This window comes from Pseudomonas sp. MDT1-17 (genome assembly GCF_054898105.1).
Map to the genome: position 1 here is coordinate 1,609,371 of NZ_JBUBVM010000001.1, position 20,835 is coordinate 1,630,205.

Consider the following 20,835-nt stretch of genomic DNA (forward strand, 5'->3'; position numbering starts at 1 on the left):
ATACCTGCGGGACAGGCCTCAACCCGCAGCCACCACCCGATTCCGTCCACTTTCCTTGGCCTGATACAGCGCCTTGTCCGCCGCAAACAACAACTGCTCCAGGCTGATGTCGGTCGCCGTCGTCCAGGTACTGATACCGATACTGACAGTGATCGGCGACTCGGCACCTGCCACCAGCGGCAATTGCTCCACTGTCGCACGGATGTGCTCGGCAATCTGTTGCGCACCCTGGCTGCCGGTTTCCGCGAGAATGACCGAAAACTCCTCGCCGCCGTAACGGGCGACCAGATCCGCTGGTCGCCTCACATTGGCGGAGATCACCTTGGCCACCGAGCGCAAGGCATCATCGCCACCCTGGTGCCCGTGACGATCGTTGAACGCCTTGAAGTGGTCGGCATCGATCATCAGCAGCGACAACGGCTGGCCGGAACGTTGAGCGCGGAACCACTCATGACGCAGGACCTGATCCAGCGTTCGGCGATTGGCCAGGCCGGTCAAGGCATCGGTGGCCGCCAGTTGCGCCAGTTCATGCTCGGCGTGATGGCGCAGGCGCAATTCCCGGCAGAGCAACCAGGTCAGCCAGAGCAGGCTGACGCACAGCGCAATAGTCGCAACGCTGACCACCACCGCCGTGCGCTTCCACGACGCAAACACTTCATCACTGGACAGCGCAACGATGACGATCAACGGCAAATTGCCTACTTTGGAGAACGTGTACAGGCGTTTATCCTTGTGGCGGCTAGAAACACTGGTGAAGCTGCCGTTACCTTCTTTGACGATGCGCTGGAAGTTGGGACGGTTGCTGAAGTCCTTGCCAATCAACTCTTCGGCCAGGCGGGGTACCTGAGCCAGGAGAATACCGCCCGAGCTGATCAGGTTGATCGAGCTGTCACGACCGATGCTCAAGCTGTTGAACAACTGGTCGAAGTAGCTCAAGCGCATGGCCGCTTCAGCAACGCCGAGAAATTCGCCGTGTGTACCGCTGATCCGGCGGCTGAAGCTGATACGCCATTCATGTTCGGCCTGTCTGGAACGGAAGGGCCGACTGATGAACATGCCTGGGGCCGGGTTGTTGACGTGGGACTGAAAGTATTCACTGTCCGCGAAATTACCCTGCCGTGGCTCCACCGAAGCCGAGTCGGCGACCACTTCTCCATGTCTATCGAGCAACAAAATGTCGCCCTTGTACGGCGCGGCGGTCGCGCGGTCGAACAAGGCCAAATGGCGAATGACGGGAGAAACGGTCTTGAGGTCGTCGCGGCGTGAGGCGGCGATCAAGCCTTGCAAGGACAGGTCGTAGAGTTCGACGTTGCGTAACACGTCTGCGTCGATCAGTTGCACGATATTGCTTGCTGCGCGAGTGGCAGACTGTTCAGCATTGGCGCGTTCGCGAATGAGCAGGAACGCCACGATGCTCAATATGGCAACCACCAGCAGCAAACTGCAGAGAACCAGAAGCTGCTCCGACCGCGTCGACAGGATCGGATGGTGAGATGTTGCATTGCTCACACTCATGGTTCTGGCTTCTGCTAATGAGGCGTTATGAAAGTTTTTAGCAAGAATCGGGCAGAATCCCAGAAACCGTTTTCGTTCAGAGCGCCTGTATAAATCCCGGATAAAAAAAAGGCCAGCAAAACGTGCCGGCCTTTTACTGATTAAAGCTTAGAAGACATTGAGCGGGTAGTCGACGATCACCCGGTATTCATCGGACCGCCGTCGAGCCTGGGCCCGCGCATGCCTGTCGTCCGCTTGCTGCAGGCGATTGCGTTTCATGTAGTTCGTTTAAAACTACAACGAAAAAAAGCCGCTGATAGCAGCGGCTTTGAAGACAACTTTTCAAAGGGAAGAGCCGATGAAAAGAGTCGAGGGAAACAGATCGATACTTAATGATCAGCTGTCTTTCTCAACCCGTGGCTGGGCTTGAGTAGTCGACGCTTGAGGGGTTTGCGCAGATTCCTGAGCCTTGGCCGTCAATTCGCCCTGATACTGTTCGAACGCAGCAACTCGTGCGGAATTTTTCACGACGAACGTCTGCGACTCTTCAGCGATGGCGAACGGAGACAGAAACAAAGAGGACAAAACGAACGCGCTGGCAATACCCATAGTGTTGGACATCTTTAAAACCTTCTTGCTTGGCAAGTGCTGTTTGGTGCGGCAACGATAAGGGGGTTTGGCGAGGGGAAAAAGAGCGGATTAATGAAAGGACTGTTGCGCTTAAGGCAACAGTAAACAGGGCGACGCCCGAACCTGTAATTGGATGGACTCGCCCAAGCCGAGGCGTCAATGCGCCACGGTGGCAGTCTAAACAGCCAACGACAGCGAGGGCGAGTCCATGAAAAATCATAGTTCGATTGATCAATCCCTGTCTTCTTCCGATTTGTCGGCCTGCACAACTTTGGCGGTCGATCTGGCCAAGCAGGTCTTTCAGGTCGCCGGTGAAGATGTCCTCGGCCAGGTGCGCTATGAGCAGCGGATCAAGTCGCGTGAGGCGTTTTATGAGTTTCTCCAACAGTTACCGCCTCATGTCGTGGTTTTGATGGAGACCGGTCCGGGCGCTCAAGCCTGGGCCCGGCAGCTGCAAGACCAAGGCAATTTGGCGCGCATTCTTCCAGCCGGTTTGGTGGCCACACACCGCAGCGGGCCTAAAAATGATCGCAACGATGCGCTGGCGATTCTGCGGGCTGGTCGCGATGAAAAGATATGCGCAGTACCGGTCAAAAGCGTTGCGGCGCTGGCAATGCAGGCGCTGCATCGCGCCCGTCAGGGCTATGTGCGTCGACGCACGGCGGTAAGTAATCAGATGCGCGGCCTGCTGCTCGAGCACGGCGTGGCCTTGGCGCAGGGCGATGTTGCGATCAGCCAGAAAATTCCGCGGGTACTGGAAGATGCTACCCAGCCGGTGCCTGGCCTGCTGCGTGAACTGATCGACGAACTGTTGGCCGAGTGGCGCCATTTGGGCGAGCGCATCAGCGTGCTGACGGGACGCCTGGAAGTGGCCGCCAACGCCGACATGACGGCGAAGCGACTGATGACTGTGCGCGGCATCGGCCCAGTCACTGCCACGGCACTGGTGGCCAAGGAAACCAAACCTGAGCGATTTCCCAATGCCCGCAAGTTTGCCGCGTACTTTGGCATGGTGCCTGACCAGCACAGCAGCGGGCAGACGGTCCGGCTGGGGGACATGACCAAGCGAGGTGATGTTTATTTACGCAGCCTGATGATCCAGGGAGCCCATGCGGTGCTGCAACAACTACGACCTGATTCCCAGCAACCCGATGACCGCCGCTTGTTGCGCTGGGTGAGCCGGCTGGGTCGTAAGGAGGCTGCGATCAGGCTAGCCAACCGCAACCTGCGAATCGTCTGGGTGCTTCTACAGAATGACCAGACTTATCGTCGCCACGCTGGTGATGGCCAGCAAGCGACGATAAGCCACTGAGCGACAGAGTTCTGCCACCGAGGTACTGACTGTCCGACCCTTTGCTGAAGAAAATTGACCCCAGGTAAGACCGGCGTGGATTGATGCCTTAGCTGCTACTGGCCTTCGAGGCCTGACTGTAATCGGCATACCACGAGCTCTTCCAATTTTGGCCAGAAGCCGAAGACGGCTTCCACGAATAGGCCTAATACATAGATGCAACGGGGCGACGGTTTTTTCAAAAGCGGGTAGACAGTGGGGGCGAGTCCATACATAGCAGCTGGCGAAGCCTGCGTCCGGCTGCGAAGCAGTCGCGAGATCAGGCGCTGCGGTCGGTCAGATAAACCGCGTGTGTAGGGTTACGACTGCTGCGCCGCCGGACGCAGGCTTCGCCAGCTGCTACAGGACCGGGTGCAGTCCGGGCGTCGTATTGGGGTTAAACCGGGAGGTGGATGCCGAAGGTATTCATCCCCTGATCACTGCGCACAAACACATCCCCCCCATGCATCAACGCAATCGCCTTGACGATCGCCAATCCCAGCCCATGGTTGTTCCCACTGTTGCTGCGCGACGCATCCACCCGATAAAACCGCTCGAACAATCGTGGTAAATGCTCACTGGCAATCGGCGACCCAGGGTTCGCAACCCCGATGCTGACCTGATGCTCCTCAACTTCGATCCGCACCTGAATCACTTCCCCGGGCTCAGTGTGCTGCACTGCGTTGCTCAGCAGGTTGATCAATGCCCGGCGCAAATGCGCGATCTCGATTCGCACCTGGGCATCGCCACTCACCTGCACCTGAACCTGCGCGTCCTCCAGAATGAAATCCAGATATTCCAGGGTCGTGGCCACTTCATTCGCCAGCGAGGTGGACGTCAATTTGGTGGCCTTGCTGCCCTGATCCGCGCTGGCGAGAAACAGCATGTCATTGATGATCGAACGCAGTCGCTCAAGCTCTTCAAGGTTCGATTGCAGCACTTCAAAATAGTGTTCGGCGGATCGCCCGCGAGTCAGCGCCACCTGGGTCTGGCCGATCAGGTTGGTCAGTGGCGAGCGCAGTTCATGGGCGACATCGGCGTTGAACGACTCCAGACGCGAATACGCTTGCTCGACCCGCTCCAGTGTCGAGTTAAACGAATTGACGAACTGATTCAGTTCCGGCGGCAACGGTGACAATTGCAGGCGACCGGACAACAACGGCGGGGCCAGCCGCTGGGCTTCCTGGGACAACTTGATCAGCGGCTTGAGGCCGATCCGCGCCACCCAGTAACCGAGGGCCGACGCCAGCAACACACCGATGATCGCCAGGCTGATCAGGGCAATCAGCAAATGGTGCTGAGTCTGCAAAAACGTCTCGGTGTCGATGCCGATCATGAAGCGCAGGGGTGGGCGTTGATCCTTGGCGGGGAACTGGCTGACCAGCACCTTCAGCGGATAAGACTGATCCGGCAGATGCAAATCACGCATGCCCAGCGGCCCTTCGGCAAAGGCGCGGATCTGTGGCGTCAGGTTGCCGTATTCGTAATGCGGATCGCCGCTGATAATCCAGAAGCTGATGCGTTTGTCTTCCTCGCCGAGCAGCTTGAGCTTGTTGTTAATCTTCACCCAATGCTCCGGCGTGCCGTAACGGCCGACCGTGGACTCGAGCACGCTGTAACGCGCATCCAGTTCAGCCTCGGGCAGCAAACCCAGACCTTTATCGACCTGTTGATACAGCGCCCAGCCAATCAACAGAAACACCAAAAGCGCCACCAGCGTGAACATCCCGCTCAGGCGCAACGCTATTGAGTTACTGGACACCGCGGCTCTCCAGCACATAACCCATGCCACGAATCGTGTGCAGCAGTTTCTCGTCGAACGGCCCGTCGAGCTTGGCCCGCAGGCGTTTGATCGCGACTTCGACGACGTTCGCGTCGCTGTCGAAATTGATGTCCCAGACCATTTCGGCGATGGCGGTTTTCGAAAGAATTTCACCCTGACGGCGGGCCAGCACGCTGAGCAGCGAGAACTCCTTGGCGGTCAGGTCCAGGCGGGTGCCGGCGCGGGTTGCTTTGCGGCTGATCAAATCTATCCACAGGTCGGCGATGCTCACCTGCACCGGTTCGTGACCGCCGCTGCGGCGGGTCAGCGCTTGCAGGCGCGCCACCAGTTCGAGGAAGGAAAACGGTTTGCCAAGGTAATCGTCGGCACCGTCGCGCAAGCCTTTGATGCGATCTTCCACACGCTCGCGCGCGGTGAGCATGATCACCGGGGTTTGCTTGCGCGCACGCAAGGCGCGCAAAACACCGAAACCATCGAGGCCCGGCAACATGACGTCGAGGACGATCACCGCATAGTCACTTTCCAGCGCCATGTGCAGGCCTTCGACGCCGTCGCGCGCCAGGTCTACGGTGTAACCCTGTTCCGTCAGGCCGCGATGCAAATAGTCCGCGGTTTTTTCCTCGTCTTCGATAATCAGAACGCGCATTACCCCGCCTCAGTCTGTGGTCGCCAGCGCCGGCACGGGCGCAGGTTTGGGCCTATGGAATAGCCGCTCAAGCCACAAGTATATGACCGGAGTGGTGAACAGCGTCAGCGCCTGGCTCACCAGCAAGCCGCCCACGACCGCGATCCCCAAGGGCTGGCGCAGTTCGGCGCCAGTTCCGTAACCCAGCATTAATGGCAGCGCGCCGAGCAGGGCGGCGAGGGTGGTCATGATGATCGGCCGGAACCTGGTGATACAGGCCTGGTAGATCGCCTCTTCCGGTGGCAAGCCACCTTTGCGCTGGGCTTCGAGCGCGAAGTCGATCATCAGGATGCCGTTCTTCTTCACGATCCCGATCAGCAGCACCAGCCCGATCAGCGCCATGATCGAAAAGTCCTGCCCGCAAATCCACAGCATGATCACCGCGCCAAGTCCGGCGGAGGGCAGCGTCGAGATGATGGTCAACGGGTGGACGAAGCTCTCGTAGAGCACGCCGAGAATAATGTAAACCGCCACCAGCGCCGCCAGGATCAACCACGGTTGACTGGCCAAAGAGCTCTGGAACGCCTGGGCCGCGCCCTGGAAGTTGCCGCTCATGGCCGCCGGCATGCCGATTTCAGCCTTGGCCTGGTTGAGCATGATCACCGCATCGCCCAACGCCACACCGGGCGCCAGGTTGAACGACAAGTTGGCGGCCGGGAACATGCCGTCATGGGCGATGGACAGCGGGCCCACGGTCGGCGCATCGAATTTGGCCAGCGCCGACAGCGGCACCATTTCTCCGCTCAGGGGCGAGCGCAGGTAGAAATAGTTGAGGCTTTCGGCCTTGCCACGCTGCTTGATGTCCAGTTCCAGAATCACATTGTACTGGTTGATCTGAGTCTGGAATTCGTTGATCTGGCGCTGGCCGAAAGCGTCGTACAGCGCTTCATCGACATCGCTGGCGGTCAGGCCGAAACGCGCGGCAGCGCTGCGGTCGATGCTGATATGGGTGATGCTGCCGCCCAGTTGCAGGTCGTTGGAAATGTCACGGAACGCCGGGTTGCTGCGCAGTTTTTCCGTGAGGCGCTGGGTCCAGGTGCTGAGGACTCCGCCGTCGTTGCTCTTGAGTACATATTGATACTGGGCGCGGCTTGGGCCGGAGCTGAGGTTGATGTCTTGCCCGGCGCGCAGGTACAGCACGATGCCCGGGACCTTCATCAGTTGCGGACGAATCCGGTCAATGAACTGGCTGGCTGACACGTCGCGGTCGCCACGCTTTTTCAGGGAGATCCAGAAACGACCGTTGGCGATGGTCTGGTTGCTGCCCGAGACGCCAACCGAGTGGGAAAACGCCGCGACCGCTGGATCCGCAGCGACGATTTCGGCCATCGCCAGGTGTTTTTTCACCATATCGCCGTAGGAAATATCGGCGGCTGCTTCGGTGGTGCCGAGGACGAAACCGGTGTCTTGCACCGGGAAGAAGCCCTTGGGGATAAAGATGTAACCGGCAATCGCCAGGCCCAGAGACACGCAGAACACACCGATCATCAGTTTCTGGTGGGCGAGGGCGCGGCGCAGGAGTTTTTCATAGCCGGCCAGCAAGCGTTCGCCGAACGTGGGTTTGCTGTGGGCGTGATGCACGGGCGCACGCATGAACAGCGCGGCCAGGGTCGGCGCCAACGTCAGCGACACCACCACCGAAATCATGATGGTTGACGTCGCAGTCAGGGCAAATTCCTTGAACAGCCGCCCGACCACACCGCCCATGAATAACAGCGGGATAAACGCCGCCACCAGCGAAAAACTGATGGAGACCACGGTGAAACCAATCTCGCCGGCTCCTTTGATCGCCGCCTCGCGCATGCCGTCGCCGGCTTCCAGGTGGCGGTGAATGTTCTCCACCACCACAATCGCATCGTCGACCACAAACCCCACAGCCACCACGATCGCCACCAGTGTCAGGTTGTTCAGGCTGAAACCCATGATGTACATCAGGGCGAAACTGGCGATCAACGACACACCGAGCACCGCGGTTACGATCAAGGTCGCCGACAGTTGGCGCAGGAACATTGCCATCACCGCGACCACCAGCATGATTGCGATCAGCAGGGTGATTTCCACCTCATGCAGGGAGGCGCGGATGGTCTGGGTGCGGTCCACCAGCACCTTGACCTCCACCGACGCCGGCAGCATGGCTTCGAGGCTGGGCAAGGCGGCCTGAATGCGATCCACGGTTTCGACGATGTTGGCGCCCGGTTGCCGGGAAATCACCAGGTTCACCCCTGGCTTATCACCGGCCCAGGCTTGCACGTAGGCATCTTCCGAACCGTTGACGACTTTCGCCACGTCCTTGAGATGAACCGGTGCGCCGTCCTTGTAGGAAACGATGAGTTGGCCGTATTCCTCAGGGTGGAACAACTGGTCGTTGGTCGACAGGGTCGAGATGCTCGACTCACCGTACAACGCACCTTTGGCCAGGTTGAGGCTGGTCTGCTGGATCGCCAGACGAATGTCCGACAGCGTCAGGCCGATGGCCGCGAGTTTGTCGGCCGAGGCCTGTACGCGGATCGCCGGACGTTGCTGACCGGTGATGTTGATTTGTCCTACGCCGTCGATCTGACTGATCTGACGGGCGAGCAGGGTTTCCACCAAGTCGCTGAGTTCGGTGCCGGGCATCTGGGTCGAGTTGACACTGAGGATCAACACCGGGCTGTCGGCCGGGTTGACCTTCCTCCAGGTCGGCAGGGTCGGCATGTCCTTAGGCAGTTTTCCGGCGGCGGTGTTGATGGCGGCCTGCACTTCCTGAGCGGCGGTGTCGATGCTTTTGTCGAGCGTGAATTGCAGGGTCAGGTTGGTCGATCCGAGGGCGCTGCTTGAGGTCATCTGGGTCACGCCCGGGATGGCGCTGAATTGCACTTCAAGCGGCGTGGCCACCGACGACGCCATGGTTTCCGGACTGGCACCGGGCAATTGCGCGGCGACCTGAATGGTCGGGAATTCGGCTTCCGGCAGCGGCGCGATCGGCAGCTTCGGGAAGGCGATGACACCGAGCAGCACCAGCGCGAAGGTCATCAGGATCGTCGCAACCGGATGGTCGATGCACCAGGCAGAGACCGAGCCATGACCCTTCATGGTTTCGGCTCCGATTGGACCACTTGCGGTGGATCAGTCAGTACCTGGACGGTCGAACCCGGTTTGAGCCGCGACTGGCCGTCGCTGACCAAGATGTCGCCAGGTTTCACGCCTTTGATGATGTCCTGGCCGCTGCCCTGGTAGACCATCTGCACTTGCACGGTCTCGACCTTGTCGCCGTTGACCCGGTAGACGAAATGTTGATCGAGCCCTCGTTGTACGACCGTGGGCGGCACCACCAGCGCATCTTTATCCAGGGCTGTCTGAATCTTTACCGTCACCAGCAGGCCCGGCCAGAGTTTCTGCCCGGGGTTGTCGAATTCAGCCTTGGCGCGGATGGTCCCGGTGTTGGCGTTGATCTGGTTGTCGATCAGGGTCAAATGACCTTCGCCGAGCAGATTGCCGGTTTCGCCGTCAGTGTCGGCGCCGATGTAGGCTTTCACGTGTGCGCGTTGTGGGTCGCCGATCAGACCCTGCAGGGTCGGCAGCATTTGCTGCGGCAGGGAGAACTCCACAGAGATCGGGTCGATCTGGGTCACCGTGAATAGCCCTTGGGCGTCGGTCATGCGCAGGAAGTTGCCTTCATCCACCGTGCGAATACCGACGCGGCCGGTGACCGGAGAGCGAATCTGTGTGTAGGAAAGCTGCACCTGAGCGGCGTCGATCGACGCCTGGTTGCCTTGGGCGGTGGCTTTGAGTTGATTGACCAAGGCTTGTTGCTGGTCGTAGGTCTGCTTGGAAACGCCGTCATCGACGCTCAACAGTTTGTAGCGTTTGAGGTTGACCAACGCCACTTGCAGTTGCGCCTGGCTTTCCCCGAGTTGCGCCCGGGTCTGGTCGAGGCTGGCGCGGATCGAGCGGTCGTCGATGGTGGCCAGCAGGTCGCCTTTGTTCACCCGTTGGCCTTCCTTGACCAGCAATTTGGTGAGGATGCCGTCGATCTGCGGGCGCACCACAACGCTGTGCAAGGACAGCACCGAACCGATGCCGCTGACGTAGCGGGGGACGTCCTTTTCGGTGACGCTGACGACCCGCACGGGGATGGCGGTAGGGGCGGCGAGTTTCGTCGTGACGGGTTTGGTGGCGTACCACAGGCCCAGCGTTGCCAGAACGATCAGAAGGGCTGCGAGCAGGGCGGGTTTTTTCTGAATTCGCATGCGAGTGGGGCGCCGGGGCTGGGTGATCGGAGTTTTTTCAGGTTTATACCTTCCTTTATAAACCTGTTCGCCGGTCAGGAAGGTGACGGGTAACTGACGGCGCTGTCAGTTTGGGACATCCAAGCCAGCTTGCTCCGGGCTGCGTTCCAACGATAGCGTCAGCTCAGTGAACACAAAACCCGACGGACTCGCTTGCAGCTTGAAGCTTGCAACTCCCGACACAGGTATACTGCCGCCTTTCGCGGCTCGCTGACCGGGCCCGACTCTATGTGCATCACCCGGAGCTTTCATGACTTCCCCGACACAACCGCCGGTTGCCGATGCTTTGAGCGACGACCAGGCAGACCTGCCAGACAGCGTCGACTCCAGCGCAGACAGCGAAACCGAAGCCGCCATCCCGGCATTCAAGTTCCCGTTCAAGCCGGGCGACCTGGCTGCAGCGAAGAACGCCAGCCAGCCTTGGTACAAGAACGGCGCCAAGAACGGCCATACCAAGACCCCCGGTGCAGCGCCTCCCGGCACTCGTCGCTCGATGGGTAAACGCTGACTGTCAGGCGTTTTGTTGACCGGTAATTGTTCCTCCTGTCATTGAGACAGTTCCTACAAGGATGAACGATTCGTCCTCTGGGAAAAAGGTGGCCGCTCGTCGAAGATTCATGCCCGTGAATTCTTGATGAAGGCCGCCGAAATGACGCTGGTAAAAACCCTCTCTCTATTGTCGCTGGTGGCCCTGACCACTGGCTGCATGTCGTCTGCGCCCGATCCACAGATCCGTTTCGGTGTCGAAGCGCTGGTTCCGCCGTTCGAGAGCCGTAACGACAAGGGTGAGCTGGTCGGATTAAACATCGAGTTGGGCAACGCGCTATGTGCTGAACTCAAATCCCGCTGTGTCTGGGTCGACCAGGATTACGCCACCAACATTCATGCCCTTGAAACCAATCGTTTCGACGTGATCATGCCCATGACCGCTACATCTGCACGTCGCGAGCGGGTCGATTTCACCGATAATCTTTACCCCCTGAGCAGCCGACTGGTGGCGCGCAAAGGGGCGAATCTGCAACCGCAAGTGCAATCGCTCAAGGGCAAACGTGTCGGCGTCCTGACAGGTACCAGCCGTGAAGCGTTCGCCAAGTCCCGTTGGGCACCGGCGGGAGTGACGGTGCGCAGTTTCGCGCTCAATCATCAATTGGTCGACAGCCTGCTGGCGGGTGAAATCGATGCAACCCTGCAAGACTCCATTGAAATTACCCAAGCATTCTTAAGCCTGCCCCAAGGTCAAGCTTTCGACTTTGCCGGTCCCCCTCTCAAGGACCCCATGCTGGGCAGTGGCGTGGCCATGGCTGTGCGAAAATCCGACACCCTGCTGCGCGATAACCTGAATGTGGCGCTTGAGCGTCTCAAGCAAAATGGCCAGTACCAGGCGATTACCCAACGCTACTTGCCACCGGCTGCGCCAGACTCGCCACGCTACGTTCCTAACGACGAAGGCTTGCCATTTTCCGATGCGGTGCAGGTCGGCGAGACGATTTATTTTTCCGGCTTGGTCGGCCTGGGGGCTGATGGCGAACTGGTGAAGGGCGGCATCGACCCGCAGACGACCCAGGCCATGGAGAACTTGCGTACCGCGCTGCAACGCAACGGTTCGTCTATGGCTCAAGTGGCTAAATGCACGGTCATCCTTGCCGACATTAAGGATTTTTCCGCCATGAGTGCTGTGTATCGCAGTTATTTCCCGGTAGATCGCTTGCCCGCTCGTACGACGTTTGCCGGCAAGTTGATAGGCGACGCGCGGGTAGAAGTGGAATGTCTGGCAGTGACGGCCAGCTAACCCTCTTGACGACGAACCACTGCGCAACGGGATTGCGCAGTGGTTTTTTGGATCTGGCACTTGTTGTTTCAGGCTGCTCGCAAAGAGATAAACGCATAGTTCACGGGTGTATCTGTCACCACTTGCGCACCAGCCGCCAGCAATTGCGCGGCAATGTCCTCACCGGATACATGGAACAACCAGTCAGCGCCTGACCCAGCCAATGGCTGCGCCGCAACCTGATCGATGACCATGACAAACGCCGTCATATCCGGCAGATAAGCGGTAAACCCATCACCCTTCAACGCTGTCGTCCGAATCCCCAGCAACGCGCAAATCGCATCCTTGGTCTGAACGTCATCGCGATCAGCCTGACGGGAGCGCTGGATTAATCCGACCAGTTCCTGATCCACGCATTCACCACCCACAATCAAATCCGGTCCCTTTTCCCACGACTCGGGCGGACATTCCTTCACCGCAGTGTTCAGGGGAATGTGCGGATTGATTTCCATCGGGTAAATGCGGCACACCAGCGGCCGGCGTTCGTAGATGCGGCAGAGGTTGTCTTCGTCAAGATTCCGGCAAGGACCGACGTTGTAGGCGGCAAAGGTGATGGCTATGTACGCCTCGGTTGCGCCGCTTCGAACCCTCACCGAACGGCGTTCGGCATGTTCGCGTTGCTGCAGAGGCAGGCCGAGGCCATTGCCCAGGAAACCTTCCACCAGCACGATCACCTGACCGCCATCGGCCGCCCACATCCGGGCTTCGCTCAGGGTCAGGGGCACGTGGTGGTCGTTGCAGCATTTGCCACAACCTACGCAGGAAAACGTTGTATTCATTGAGCGGCCAGTCGCCTTTGAGGGCATGAAACGGCGACAGAATGCCGCCGCAAAGGCCACTGTCGAAGCAAGTTATGCGCCAGTCATTGCGCCTTGGCGGTTGGGCGGATGGAGTCCCATTCGGTGACGTAAGCGGTTTTGCTTTTATTGCTGTAAAGGCACAGCTCGGTGCCTTGCTGGCCTTTCATGTGTTTTTGCGGGTATTGGCCTTGTAACAGAAGTGCGGTGTAGCCGACCCGGTCATCGAACTGCGCGGCGTTGCCGACGGGTTTGGCATTCTTCAAGCCGCTGGCCTTGGTGCAACTGGCGAGCACGGCTTTGTCGTACGCGGTCCAGGCGTCGGGGCTGGAGGCGTGGGCCTGGGTGATCAGGGCGCTGAGGCAGAGGAAGGTCAGGGTTGAGGCTTTCATGTTCGGGCATCCTTGGGCGGTTATTGACCTAGGTCTGAGTCTGTCAGGCCGGAACCGGTTCCCGGCGGATCACACGCATCCCGGCGCTTTCATATAAACGCTGCGCCCGAAGGTTGTCCTCAAGCACCTTCAAATCTACAAAACCTTCGCGACGATCCTGAAACACTTTGAACGCGTGTGTCAGCAATGCGCGGCCTAGCCCGAGGCCCTGAGCTCGAGGATGCACCACCAGGTTTTTGATGTAGGCACTTGTCCAGCACTGGCAAACACCCACAATACCTTCGGCATCCAGAGCGATGAAGCACAGGGTCGGGTCGTATTCCGGATCGGTTTCAAAACGCTGTTGCCACACGTCCAGTGCCGGCACGCGACCGCCACCTTCCTGATAGCCCAGTTGCATCAAGCGATGAACGGTTTCTGCCAGATCGGGGCGGTATTCGCTGAGGACGATTCCTTGAGGCCAAACGATCGCAGGCACAACGTCAGCGAGGTTGCGCCGCATCAGAAAGCAGAAGTCCTTGGCCAAGACTCAGTGACCTTGTTCAGCGACAGCCTTGGCCGCTTCGATCAGGCACTTGGTCAATTCCGGAGAGGAGAACTTGGTCAGCACCGCGTTCGCGCCGGCAAGACGGGCCTTTTCGCTGTTCATCGCGCTGTCCAAAGAGGTGTGCAGCAGCACGTAGAGGTGCGAAAAGTCCGGGGTTTCACGCAAGGTGCGGGTGAAGGCGTAGCCGTCCATCTCCGACATTTCGATGTCCGAGACAATCAGGTTGATCTGCTGGGCCGTGCCTTGCAGGTCCAGCAGGCAGTCGATGGCTTCCTTGGCGCTGCGGGCGGTGTGGCATTGCAGGCCGAGGTTGCGCAGGGTGTGAACCGATTGCTGCAGCGCAACCTGGCTGTCATCGACCACCAGAATCCGCGCGTTGCCGAGGACTTCGGCGTCTTCCATGCTCAGTTCGGTCGGGGCCGTTTCGATCTGCGCCGGGGCGATGCCATGGATCACTTTTTCGATGTCCAGCACCTGCACCAACGTGCCGTCGACCGAGGTCACGCCAGTGATGTACGAACGCACGCCGCCAGAGCCAAAGGGCGGCGGACGGATGTCGGTGGTCAGGCAGTGGACGATCTTGCTCACCGCTTGAACGTGCAAACCCTGTTTTGAGCGACTGACATCGGTGACGATCAGGCAGCCACCGTTCGGGTCTTCCAGCGGCCGTTCACCGATGGCACGGCTGAGGTCGATCACCGACAACGACGCACCGCGCAGAGTGGCGATGCCTTTGACGTGGGGATGCGACTCCGGCAGCTTGGTCAGCGGCGGGCAGGGAATGATTTCACTGACTTTCAGCAGGTTGATCGCCATCAGCTTGCCGCTGCGCAAGGTAAACAGCAGGAGCGAAAGTGAATCTGCGCGGGCTTTGTTTGAAGACATAAAAACCTTCTGTGGAAAAAGGTGATGGGCGATCGCGAAGATCGCCAACAGCTATCGATGCCGGGTTATCGACTCGTTGCGGGCAGGCTTTAGGTTAAATACCCGGTATCGCCGACCAACGCGAACCTTGTAGCAGCTGCCGAAGGCTGCGTTCGAGGACGAAGTCCTCGCTGAACCGGGCAATGCGTTGTATCGGAGGCACTGCGTTTACCGGTTTACGACTGCTGCGCAGTCGAACGCAGCCTTCGGCAGCTGCTACAAGGGATCGCGTTATTTCATTCCCAGGCGTTTGGCCATTCTTCCAAGATTCGCCCGATCCAAGCCTAGCTCACGCGCCGCACTCGCCCAATTGTTATGGTGCCGTTCCAGACAGGCGTTGATCAGTTGACGCTGATAATCCTCGGTCGCTGCCCGCAAATCTCCCGAGACCAACGCAGCAGGGCTGACAGGGGCTGGCTCGGCTGCAAGCTCAACACTGCCAGTGGGCAAATCCAGATCCGCCGCACTCAAACTGAGAATCTTCGGTCGTTCCTTGCAATTACCGAGCGCCTTCAAGGCACTGCGGCCAATCAAGTGCTCCAGTTCCCGCACATTGCCCGGCCATGTATACGCCAGCAATGCAGCCTGCGCATCGCTGTTCAGGCGCAGGCTGCTGAGGCCCATGCGAGAGCGGTTTTGCTCCAGAAAATAGCCGCTGAGCAACAGTACATCCCGCCCACGATCACGCAGTGCTGGCACCAACAACGGATAAACGCTCAGGCGGTGATAGAAGTCGGCACGGTAGCGGCCGCTGCGCACTTCCTCCGCCAGATCGCGGTTGGTCGCGGCGATCAGTCGTACGTCGACATGATGCTCTTTATCCGAACCCAACCGCTGCAATTGACCGCTTTGCAGGACTCGCAGCAATTTGGCCTGGACGGTCAGGGACAGCTCACCGACTTCATCGAGAAACAGCGTGCCGCCATTGGCCAGTTCGAACTTGCCGCGCCGATCGTTCATTGCGCCGGTGAAGGCACCGCGGACATGGCCGAACAATTCGCTCTCCACCAGCGTATCCGGCAACGCGGCGCAGTTGAGGCTGATGATCGGCTTGTCGGCTCGGGGCGATGCGGCGTGGATGGCTTGGGCGACCAGTTCCTTGCCGACCCCGGTTTCGCCGGTGATCAGCACGGTAAGGTCGCTGCCGCCCACCAGATTGATTTCTTCCACCAGCCGTTTGTGGGCCTTGCTCTGACCAATCATCTCGCGGTTCTGCTGGCCGCTGGCTTGTCGGTAAACCTCGGCACGCTGATGTTCGTCTTCGACACGATTGGCCAGGCGTTCGATACGTTCGGCGGCGTTGACCGTGGCGGCGGCGAGGCTGGCAAAGGCTTCCAGGGCATCCAGTTCGATCGGTTCGAAGCGCTCCGGATCGAGTGCGTCGAGGGTCAGCAAGCCCCACGGACGCTCGTCGATAAACAGCGGGCAACCCATGCAGTCATGGACTTCCAGATGATCGTCGAGGCCATCGACCAGGCCGTCGTAAGGGTCGGGCAATTCGCTGTCGGCGGCGAAGCGAGTCGGGCCGGAGCTGCTGAGCAAGGCTTCGAAGCGTGGGTGTTCACTGACTTTGAAGCGTCGGCCGAGGGTATCGGTGCTCAACCCGTCGACGGCCAGCGGCACCAGCCATTCGCCATCGAGGCGCAGCAGCGCGGCGGCATCGCAGGGGAGCAGGGCGCGCATGGTTTCGAGCAGACGCCGATAGCGCTCGCCTTCGGGGAGTTCGCGGGACAGGTCGGAGACCAGTGGCAGCAGAGCGGTCAGTAGGGATTTTGCAGTCATAGTGACTCCGTGTAGTCGGTATGACTATAAAACAGTCTGTGTCGATATGACTATGAGGAATTCAACTTGTTGATTTATAACGTTTTATTTTCTGGCACGGAAAATGATAAGTATCGGCAGTCAGTTAGCAACCCAAGTAGATCAGGAGTCACTTTATGCTTAGCGTTCAAGACCGTGCAATCGTCAAATCCACCGTGCCCTTGCTGGAAAGCGGTGGCGAAGCGTTGATCACTCATTTCTACCGCATGATGCTCTCCGAGTACCCGGAAGTTCGCCCGTTGTTCAACCAGGCTCACCAGGCCAGCGGTGATCAGCCGCGTGCCCTGGCAAACGGCGTCTTGATGTATGCGCGGCACATCGACCAACTCGACCAGTTGGGCGACCTGGTGGCCAAGATCATCAACAAGCACGTGGCCCTGCAAATCCTCCCGGAACACTACCCGATTGTCGGCTCCTGCCTGCTGCGAGCCATCTCCGAAGTGCTGGGCGACGAGATCGCCACACCTGAAGTGATGGCCGCCTGGGGGGCTGCATACGGTCAATTGGCCGACATCCTGATCGGCGCCGAAACCAGCATCTACGACCAGAAGGAACAGGCACCGGGCGGCTGGCGCGGGGCGCGGGAATTCATCGTGGTGGCCAAGGTCGAGGAAAGCGCGGAAATCACCTCGTTCTACTTCGAACCGGCTGACAAAGGACCGATTCTGGCAGCAGAGCCAGGCCAATACATCGGCATGAAACTGATCCTCGATGGCGAAGAGATTCGTCGTAACTATTCGCTGTCGGCCTTGGCCAACAAGGGCCAGTACCGCATCAGTGTCAAGCGTGAAACCGGTGGCCGTGCCTCGAACCATCTGCATGATCAGCTGCATGTGGGCTCCAGCATCCAGCTGTTCCCGCCATCGGGCGAATTCACCCTGACCGAAAGCGACAAACCGTTGGTGCTGATCAGCGGCGGCGTCGGGATCACTCCGACGCTGGCGATGCTCGAAGCGGCGCTGGCGACTGAACGGCCGGTGCACTTTATTCACTGCGCGCGTAACGGTAGCGTTCACGCTTTCCGCGACTGGATCGATGGCCTGGCCGAGCGTCACCCGCAACTCAAACGCTTCTATTGCTACGACGAAGATGATGGCGTGAGCCCGTCGGCGCACAAGGTTGGCCGGTTGAGCCAGGAGCAACTGGGCGAGTGGTTGCCGCAACAGCGTGATCTGGACGCGTACTTCCTCGGGCCTAAAGGCTTCATGGCGGCGATCAAGCGCCACCTCAAAGCCTTGGGTGTGCCGGAGAAGCAAAGCCGTTACGAATTCTTCGGGCCGGCTTCGGCGCTGGAATAACGATAACGCCGGGTACTCTGTGGCGAGGGAGCAAGCTCCCTCGCCACAGGTTTTCAGCCCTTCAATTCCTTCAAATGTTTGTACACCGTCGCCCGGCCCATGTTCAGTACGTTCGCCACATAGTTGGAGGCGCTTTTACCTTTGAAGGCGCCTTCGGCGTGCAGTGCCAGCACCAGTTCGCGTTTATGGTCGCGGGTCAGCAGGTTCAGGCTCAGCTGACGTTCGCGCAGCCAGGCGTGGAGGAAGGTGTTGATCCGCTCCTGCCAGTCATCGCGAAACAGTGAATCGGGTTGCGGAATCAACTTGCTCGGTGACAGGAACAGGTCCAAAGCGGCCTTGGCATTTTCGAACAGCGAAATATTCAGATTGATGCACAGCACCGCCAGCGGATGACCTTCACTGTCGCGCAACACGCTGCTCAGGCTGCGAATCTTCTGACCATCCCAGTTGAGCTTTTCGTACGGCCCGATGTTTCGTTCGCTGATCTCTTCGCTGAGCATGTCCTCCAGCGCCGAGTCGTCACCGACTTCGCGTTTGGACAGGTTGTTGGCGATGTAGTCGACCTTCTGCGTACGCAGATCGTGCAGTACCACCTCGGCGTGAGGAAAGAACAACGTGGCGATGGCATCGGCGATCGCTCGAAAGTTATCCAGCGGCGAGCGCTTCAATGCAGAGTCATCAAGGGCCGGATCTTGTTCTTGGGCGTTCATAAAGTGGAGCTCCAGGCAGCATCAGCGCCCCATAAAAAAGGGGCGCTGGAAGTTTGCCGCAATCGTGTCGACACGTCACCTGAGTCTGAGCGTCAGCCCAGCCGAGTGGGGGAGAGCATCTCGGTGTTCAGACCGAAGCGAGTCAGTTGCTCGGGCAAGGCTTCACCGCGCACCAGTGCAGCGCTGGCCTGGCCCATGGCCGGCGAAGTCTGGATACCATAACCGCCTTGAGCCGCTACCCAGAATAGCCCTGGTACCTGCGGATCGAAACCGGACAGCAAATCACCGTCGCTCACGAAACTGCGCAAGCCGGCCCAGGTGCGGGTCGGACGGCGGATGGTCAGGGTGGTGGCTTCTTCGATCTGGTAGATGCCCATCGCGATGTCCAGCTCTTCGGGCTGCACGTCGTGCGGTTCTACCGGGTCGGCGTTGGCTGGCGAGCCGAGGAACATCCCCGCGTCGGGCTTCATGTAGAAGGATTCGTCGAGACTGACCAGCATTGGCCAATGGTGGGTATCCACGCCCTCGGGGCCGGCAAAGATGAACGCCGAGCGCCGCTTGGGTTGCAGGCCCAATGGTTTGGCACCCGCCAGCTCACCGATTTTGTCGGCCCAGGCGCCTGCCGCGTTAATGATGATCGGGGCGCTGAAGGTCTGACCGGTGGTGTGTACTTGCCACACACCCTCGGCATCACGGGTCAGGCTCAGGACTTGACTGTCGGTATGAACTTCGCCCTTGTTGCGTCGGATACCGCGCAGGTAACCCTGGTGCAGGGCATCGGTGTCGATGTCGCTGGCGGTCGGGTCGTAAATCGCGCCATGGACTTTTTCCCGGCGCAGGATCGGCAAGCGCACGCAGGCCTCGTCGGCGGTGAGCAGCTGCATCTCCGGCACCGAGGCTTTGGCGCTCAGGTATTGATTGTTCAGCTCGGCCGGATCGCCGGTGAAGTCCACGGTCATCTCGCCACGCGGGTTCAGCAGCGGGTGTTCGCAGAATCCGGCTGGTGGCGCGTCGAAGAAATCACGGCTGGCCTGGGTCAGTGCGCGAACCTGCGGTGTGCCGTATGCGGCGGTAAACAGCGCGGCCGAACGTCCGGTGGAGTGGTAGGCCGGATGGGATTCGCGTTCGAGCACGATCACTCGGGCGTGCTGCGACAGCCAGAAACCGGTGGAAGCGCCGGCAATCCCGCCGCCGATGATGATGAAATCTGCCTGGCTCATGAACGTCTCCTGTTGAGCGCAAATGCCAATGGTGTCGATGACCTCCTGTAGGAGCTGTCGAGTGAAACGAGGCTGCGATCTTTTGTCTTTGCTTTTATAGGCAAGATCAAAAGATCGCAGCCTCGTTTCACTCGACAGCTCCTACAAGGTTTTTGGTGTTAGTGCTGTAGGCGATAGATGGCATTGGCCAGTGCAATGTCTTCCAGGCCCAGTCCGATGGAGCGGAAAAACACATGACGGTCATAGCCGGGGCGCTGGACTTTTTCGCTGAGCAGATCAGGCAGGTCGCCGATGATCGCGTTCTTGTCCCAACCATGCTGTTCACCGGCAATCAGCATCTCGCCGGCCGAGCCTGGGGTGGTCAGACGATAGTCGCAGAACACTTGCATGTCATTGAGGCTCTGCGGCGGTACTTCATGGGCACGCGGTGCGTTGGTGCTGATGGAGGTGATCAGCGCCGGTTTGCTCAAGCTTGAAGGGTCGATCACCGGCCCTGCGGACGAGGTGCAGAGCATGATGACATCGGCGTCGTGAGCGGCTGCTCCACGACTGTCGACGATGGTCAGGCGTGGATCGAGGCTTTTGAGCTGCGCCAATACTTCGGAGTTCTTGTCGCTCAGGCTCGGCGAGTAGAGGCTGATGCTCTGCCATTCGCGCAATCCTTTCACATAGTGCAGGTGCGCCTGGGCAACCTTGCCGCTGCCGATGATCGCCAGGCGTCGGGCCTTCAGCGGGGCGAGCGCGTCGACCGCGACTGCCGTGGTTGCAGCGGTGCGCGCCGTGGTCAGTTCGCCGGCATCACAGAGCAACAGCGGCTGGCCGGTCTGCATCGACATCAGCAATGTCCAGGCGGTCACCAGCGGGCCTTGTTCACGCACGATGTACGGCGAGGTCTTGACCCCGTAAACGCCATCTTCGGCCAGCACGCCCAGGTAGTTGATGAAGTCGCCAGCGCCCTGCGGAAACTCCACCAGTTGTTGCGCCGGTTGCACGGCTTGTCCGGCAGCCAGGTCGCGGAACAGTTTGCGCAGGATCTGCGGCACGTCGACCTGCGCCAGCAGCTCGCGTGCCTGAGGTTGGGTGATCACGTAGGGCGTACTGGACATGG

The 20,835-nt window shown here is 59.5% G+C and carries 18 protein-coding genes; 4 read left to right on the forward strand and 14 right to left on the reverse strand.

From position 1 onward, the window contains the following. Positions 1-18: 18 nt before the first annotated feature. Positions 19-1,515, reverse strand: a complete 1,497-nt coding sequence (locus ACYZTX_RS07230) for a sensor domain-containing diguanylate cyclase (protein ID WP_462033493.1) — start codon at positions 1,513-1,515, stop codon at positions 19-21. A 375-nt stretch (positions 1,516-1,890) separates the two neighbouring features. Further along, the gene (locus ACYZTX_RS07235; protein ID WP_462033494.1) at positions 1,891-2,115 is read right to left on the reverse strand and encodes a hypothetical protein; all 225 of its coding nucleotides are present in this window, start codon (positions 2,113-2,115) and stop codon (positions 1,891-1,893) included. A gap of 262 nt (positions 2,116-2,377) precedes the next feature. Between ACYZTX_RS07235 and ACYZTX_RS07240 the strand changes: the two genes are divergently transcribed. After that, positions 2,378-3,436 carry an IS110 family RNA-guided transposase gene (locus ACYZTX_RS07240; RefSeq protein ID WP_462037001.1) on the forward strand — a complete coding sequence of 353 codons (1,059 nt, stop codon included), beginning with the start codon at positions 2,378-2,380 and terminating at the stop codon, positions 3,434-3,436. Between the two features lie 415 nt (positions 3,437-3,851). Here the strand turns inward: ACYZTX_RS07240 and ACYZTX_RS07245 are convergent, their stop codons facing one another. From ACYZTX_RS07245 to ACYZTX_RS07260, 4 genes are read right to left on the reverse strand one after another with little or no spacing between them, the layout of a single operon-like run. After that, the gene (locus tag ACYZTX_RS07245; RefSeq protein WP_462033495.1) at positions 3,852-5,216 is read right to left on the reverse strand and encodes a heavy metal sensor histidine kinase; all 1,365 of its coding nucleotides are present in this window, start codon (positions 5,214-5,216) and stop codon (positions 3,852-3,854) included. After that, on the reverse strand, positions 5,206-5,883 hold the full coding sequence (locus tag ACYZTX_RS07250) for a heavy metal response regulator transcription factor (protein ID WP_077044915.1): 678 nt from the start codon (positions 5,881-5,883) through the stop codon (positions 5,206-5,208). The genes ACYZTX_RS07245 and ACYZTX_RS07250 overlap by 11 nt, the downstream gene beginning before the upstream one ends. A gap of 9 nt (positions 5,884-5,892) precedes the next feature. Beyond that, on the reverse strand, positions 5,893-8,994 hold the full coding sequence (locus ACYZTX_RS07255) for a multidrug efflux RND transporter permease subunit (RefSeq protein WP_462033496.1): 3,102 nt from the start codon (positions 8,992-8,994) through the stop codon (positions 5,893-5,895). After that, a complete protein-coding gene (locus tag ACYZTX_RS07260; RefSeq protein ID WP_462033497.1) occupies positions 8,991-10,151 on the reverse strand; it encodes an efflux RND transporter periplasmic adaptor subunit in 1,161 nt (386 codons plus the stop codon). The genes ACYZTX_RS07255 and ACYZTX_RS07260 overlap by 4 nt, the downstream gene beginning before the upstream one ends. A gap of 289 nt (positions 10,152-10,440) precedes the next feature. Between ACYZTX_RS07260 and ACYZTX_RS07265 the strand changes: the two genes are divergently transcribed. Next, the gene (locus ACYZTX_RS07265) at positions 10,441-10,698 is read left to right on the forward strand and encodes a hypothetical protein (protein ID WP_462033498.1); all 258 of its coding nucleotides are present in this window, start codon (positions 10,441-10,443) and stop codon (positions 10,696-10,698) included. 141 nt (positions 10,699-10,839) lie between these two features. Then, the gene (locus ACYZTX_RS07270) at positions 10,840-11,979 is read left to right on the forward strand and encodes a transporter substrate-binding domain-containing protein (RefSeq protein WP_462037002.1); all 1,140 of its coding nucleotides are present in this window, start codon (positions 10,840-10,842) and stop codon (positions 11,977-11,979) included. A gap of 68 nt (positions 11,980-12,047) precedes the next feature. Here the strand turns inward: ACYZTX_RS07270 and ACYZTX_RS07275 are convergent, their stop codons facing one another. The 5 genes from ACYZTX_RS07275 to norR all read right to left on the reverse strand — a co-directional run bounded on the left by ACYZTX_RS07275 (position 12,048) and on the right by norR (position 16,460). Continuing rightward, a complete protein-coding gene (locus tag ACYZTX_RS07275) occupies positions 12,048-12,797 on the reverse strand; it encodes a YkgJ family cysteine cluster protein (RefSeq protein ID WP_462033499.1) in 750 nt (249 codons plus the stop codon). 83 nt (positions 12,798-12,880) lie between these two features. After that, entirely contained in the window at positions 12,881-13,207 is a 327-nt protein-coding gene (locus tag ACYZTX_RS07280) for a hypothetical protein (protein WP_462033500.1), read from the reverse strand. 43 nt (positions 13,208-13,250) lie between these two features. Then, positions 13,251-13,709, reverse strand: a complete 459-nt coding sequence (locus tag ACYZTX_RS07285; RefSeq protein ID WP_462033501.1) for a GNAT family N-acetyltransferase — start codon at positions 13,707-13,709, stop codon at positions 13,251-13,253. Positions 13,710-13,736: 27 nt separating this feature from the next. Next, complete coding sequence (locus tag ACYZTX_RS07290; RefSeq protein WP_008147551.1) at positions 13,737-14,639, reverse strand: chemotaxis protein CheV; 903 nt, start codon at positions 14,637-14,639, stop codon at positions 13,737-13,739. 270 nt (positions 14,640-14,909) lie between these two features. Beyond that, entirely contained in the window at positions 14,910-16,460 is a 1,551-nt protein-coding gene (gene norR, locus ACYZTX_RS07295; protein WP_462033502.1) for a nitric oxide reductase transcriptional regulator NorR, read from the reverse strand. 155 nt (positions 16,461-16,615) lie between these two features. Between norR and hmpA the strand changes: the two genes are divergently transcribed. Next, a complete protein-coding gene (hmpA, locus tag ACYZTX_RS07300) occupies positions 16,616-17,797 on the forward strand; it encodes an NO-inducible flavohemoprotein (protein WP_462033503.1) in 1,182 nt (393 codons plus the stop codon). A 53-nt stretch (positions 17,798-17,850) separates the two neighbouring features. Here the strand turns inward: hmpA and ACYZTX_RS07305 are convergent, their stop codons facing one another. The 3 genes from ACYZTX_RS07305 to ACYZTX_RS07315 form a co-directional block, all read right to left on the reverse strand. Continuing rightward, complete coding sequence (locus ACYZTX_RS07305) at positions 17,851-18,507, reverse strand: helix-turn-helix transcriptional regulator (protein WP_462033504.1); 657 nt, start codon at positions 18,505-18,507, stop codon at positions 17,851-17,853. 92 nt (positions 18,508-18,599) lie between these two features. Then, the gene (locus ACYZTX_RS07310; RefSeq protein ID WP_462033505.1) at positions 18,600-19,727 is read right to left on the reverse strand and encodes an NAD(P)/FAD-dependent oxidoreductase; all 1,128 of its coding nucleotides are present in this window, start codon (positions 19,725-19,727) and stop codon (positions 18,600-18,602) included. Positions 19,728-19,885: 158 nt separating this feature from the next. Next, on the reverse strand, positions 19,886-20,833 hold the full coding sequence (locus ACYZTX_RS07315; protein WP_462033506.1) for an ornithine cyclodeaminase family protein: 948 nt from the start codon (positions 20,831-20,833) through the stop codon (positions 19,886-19,888). Between the last annotated feature and the right edge of the window lie 2 nt (positions 20,834-20,835).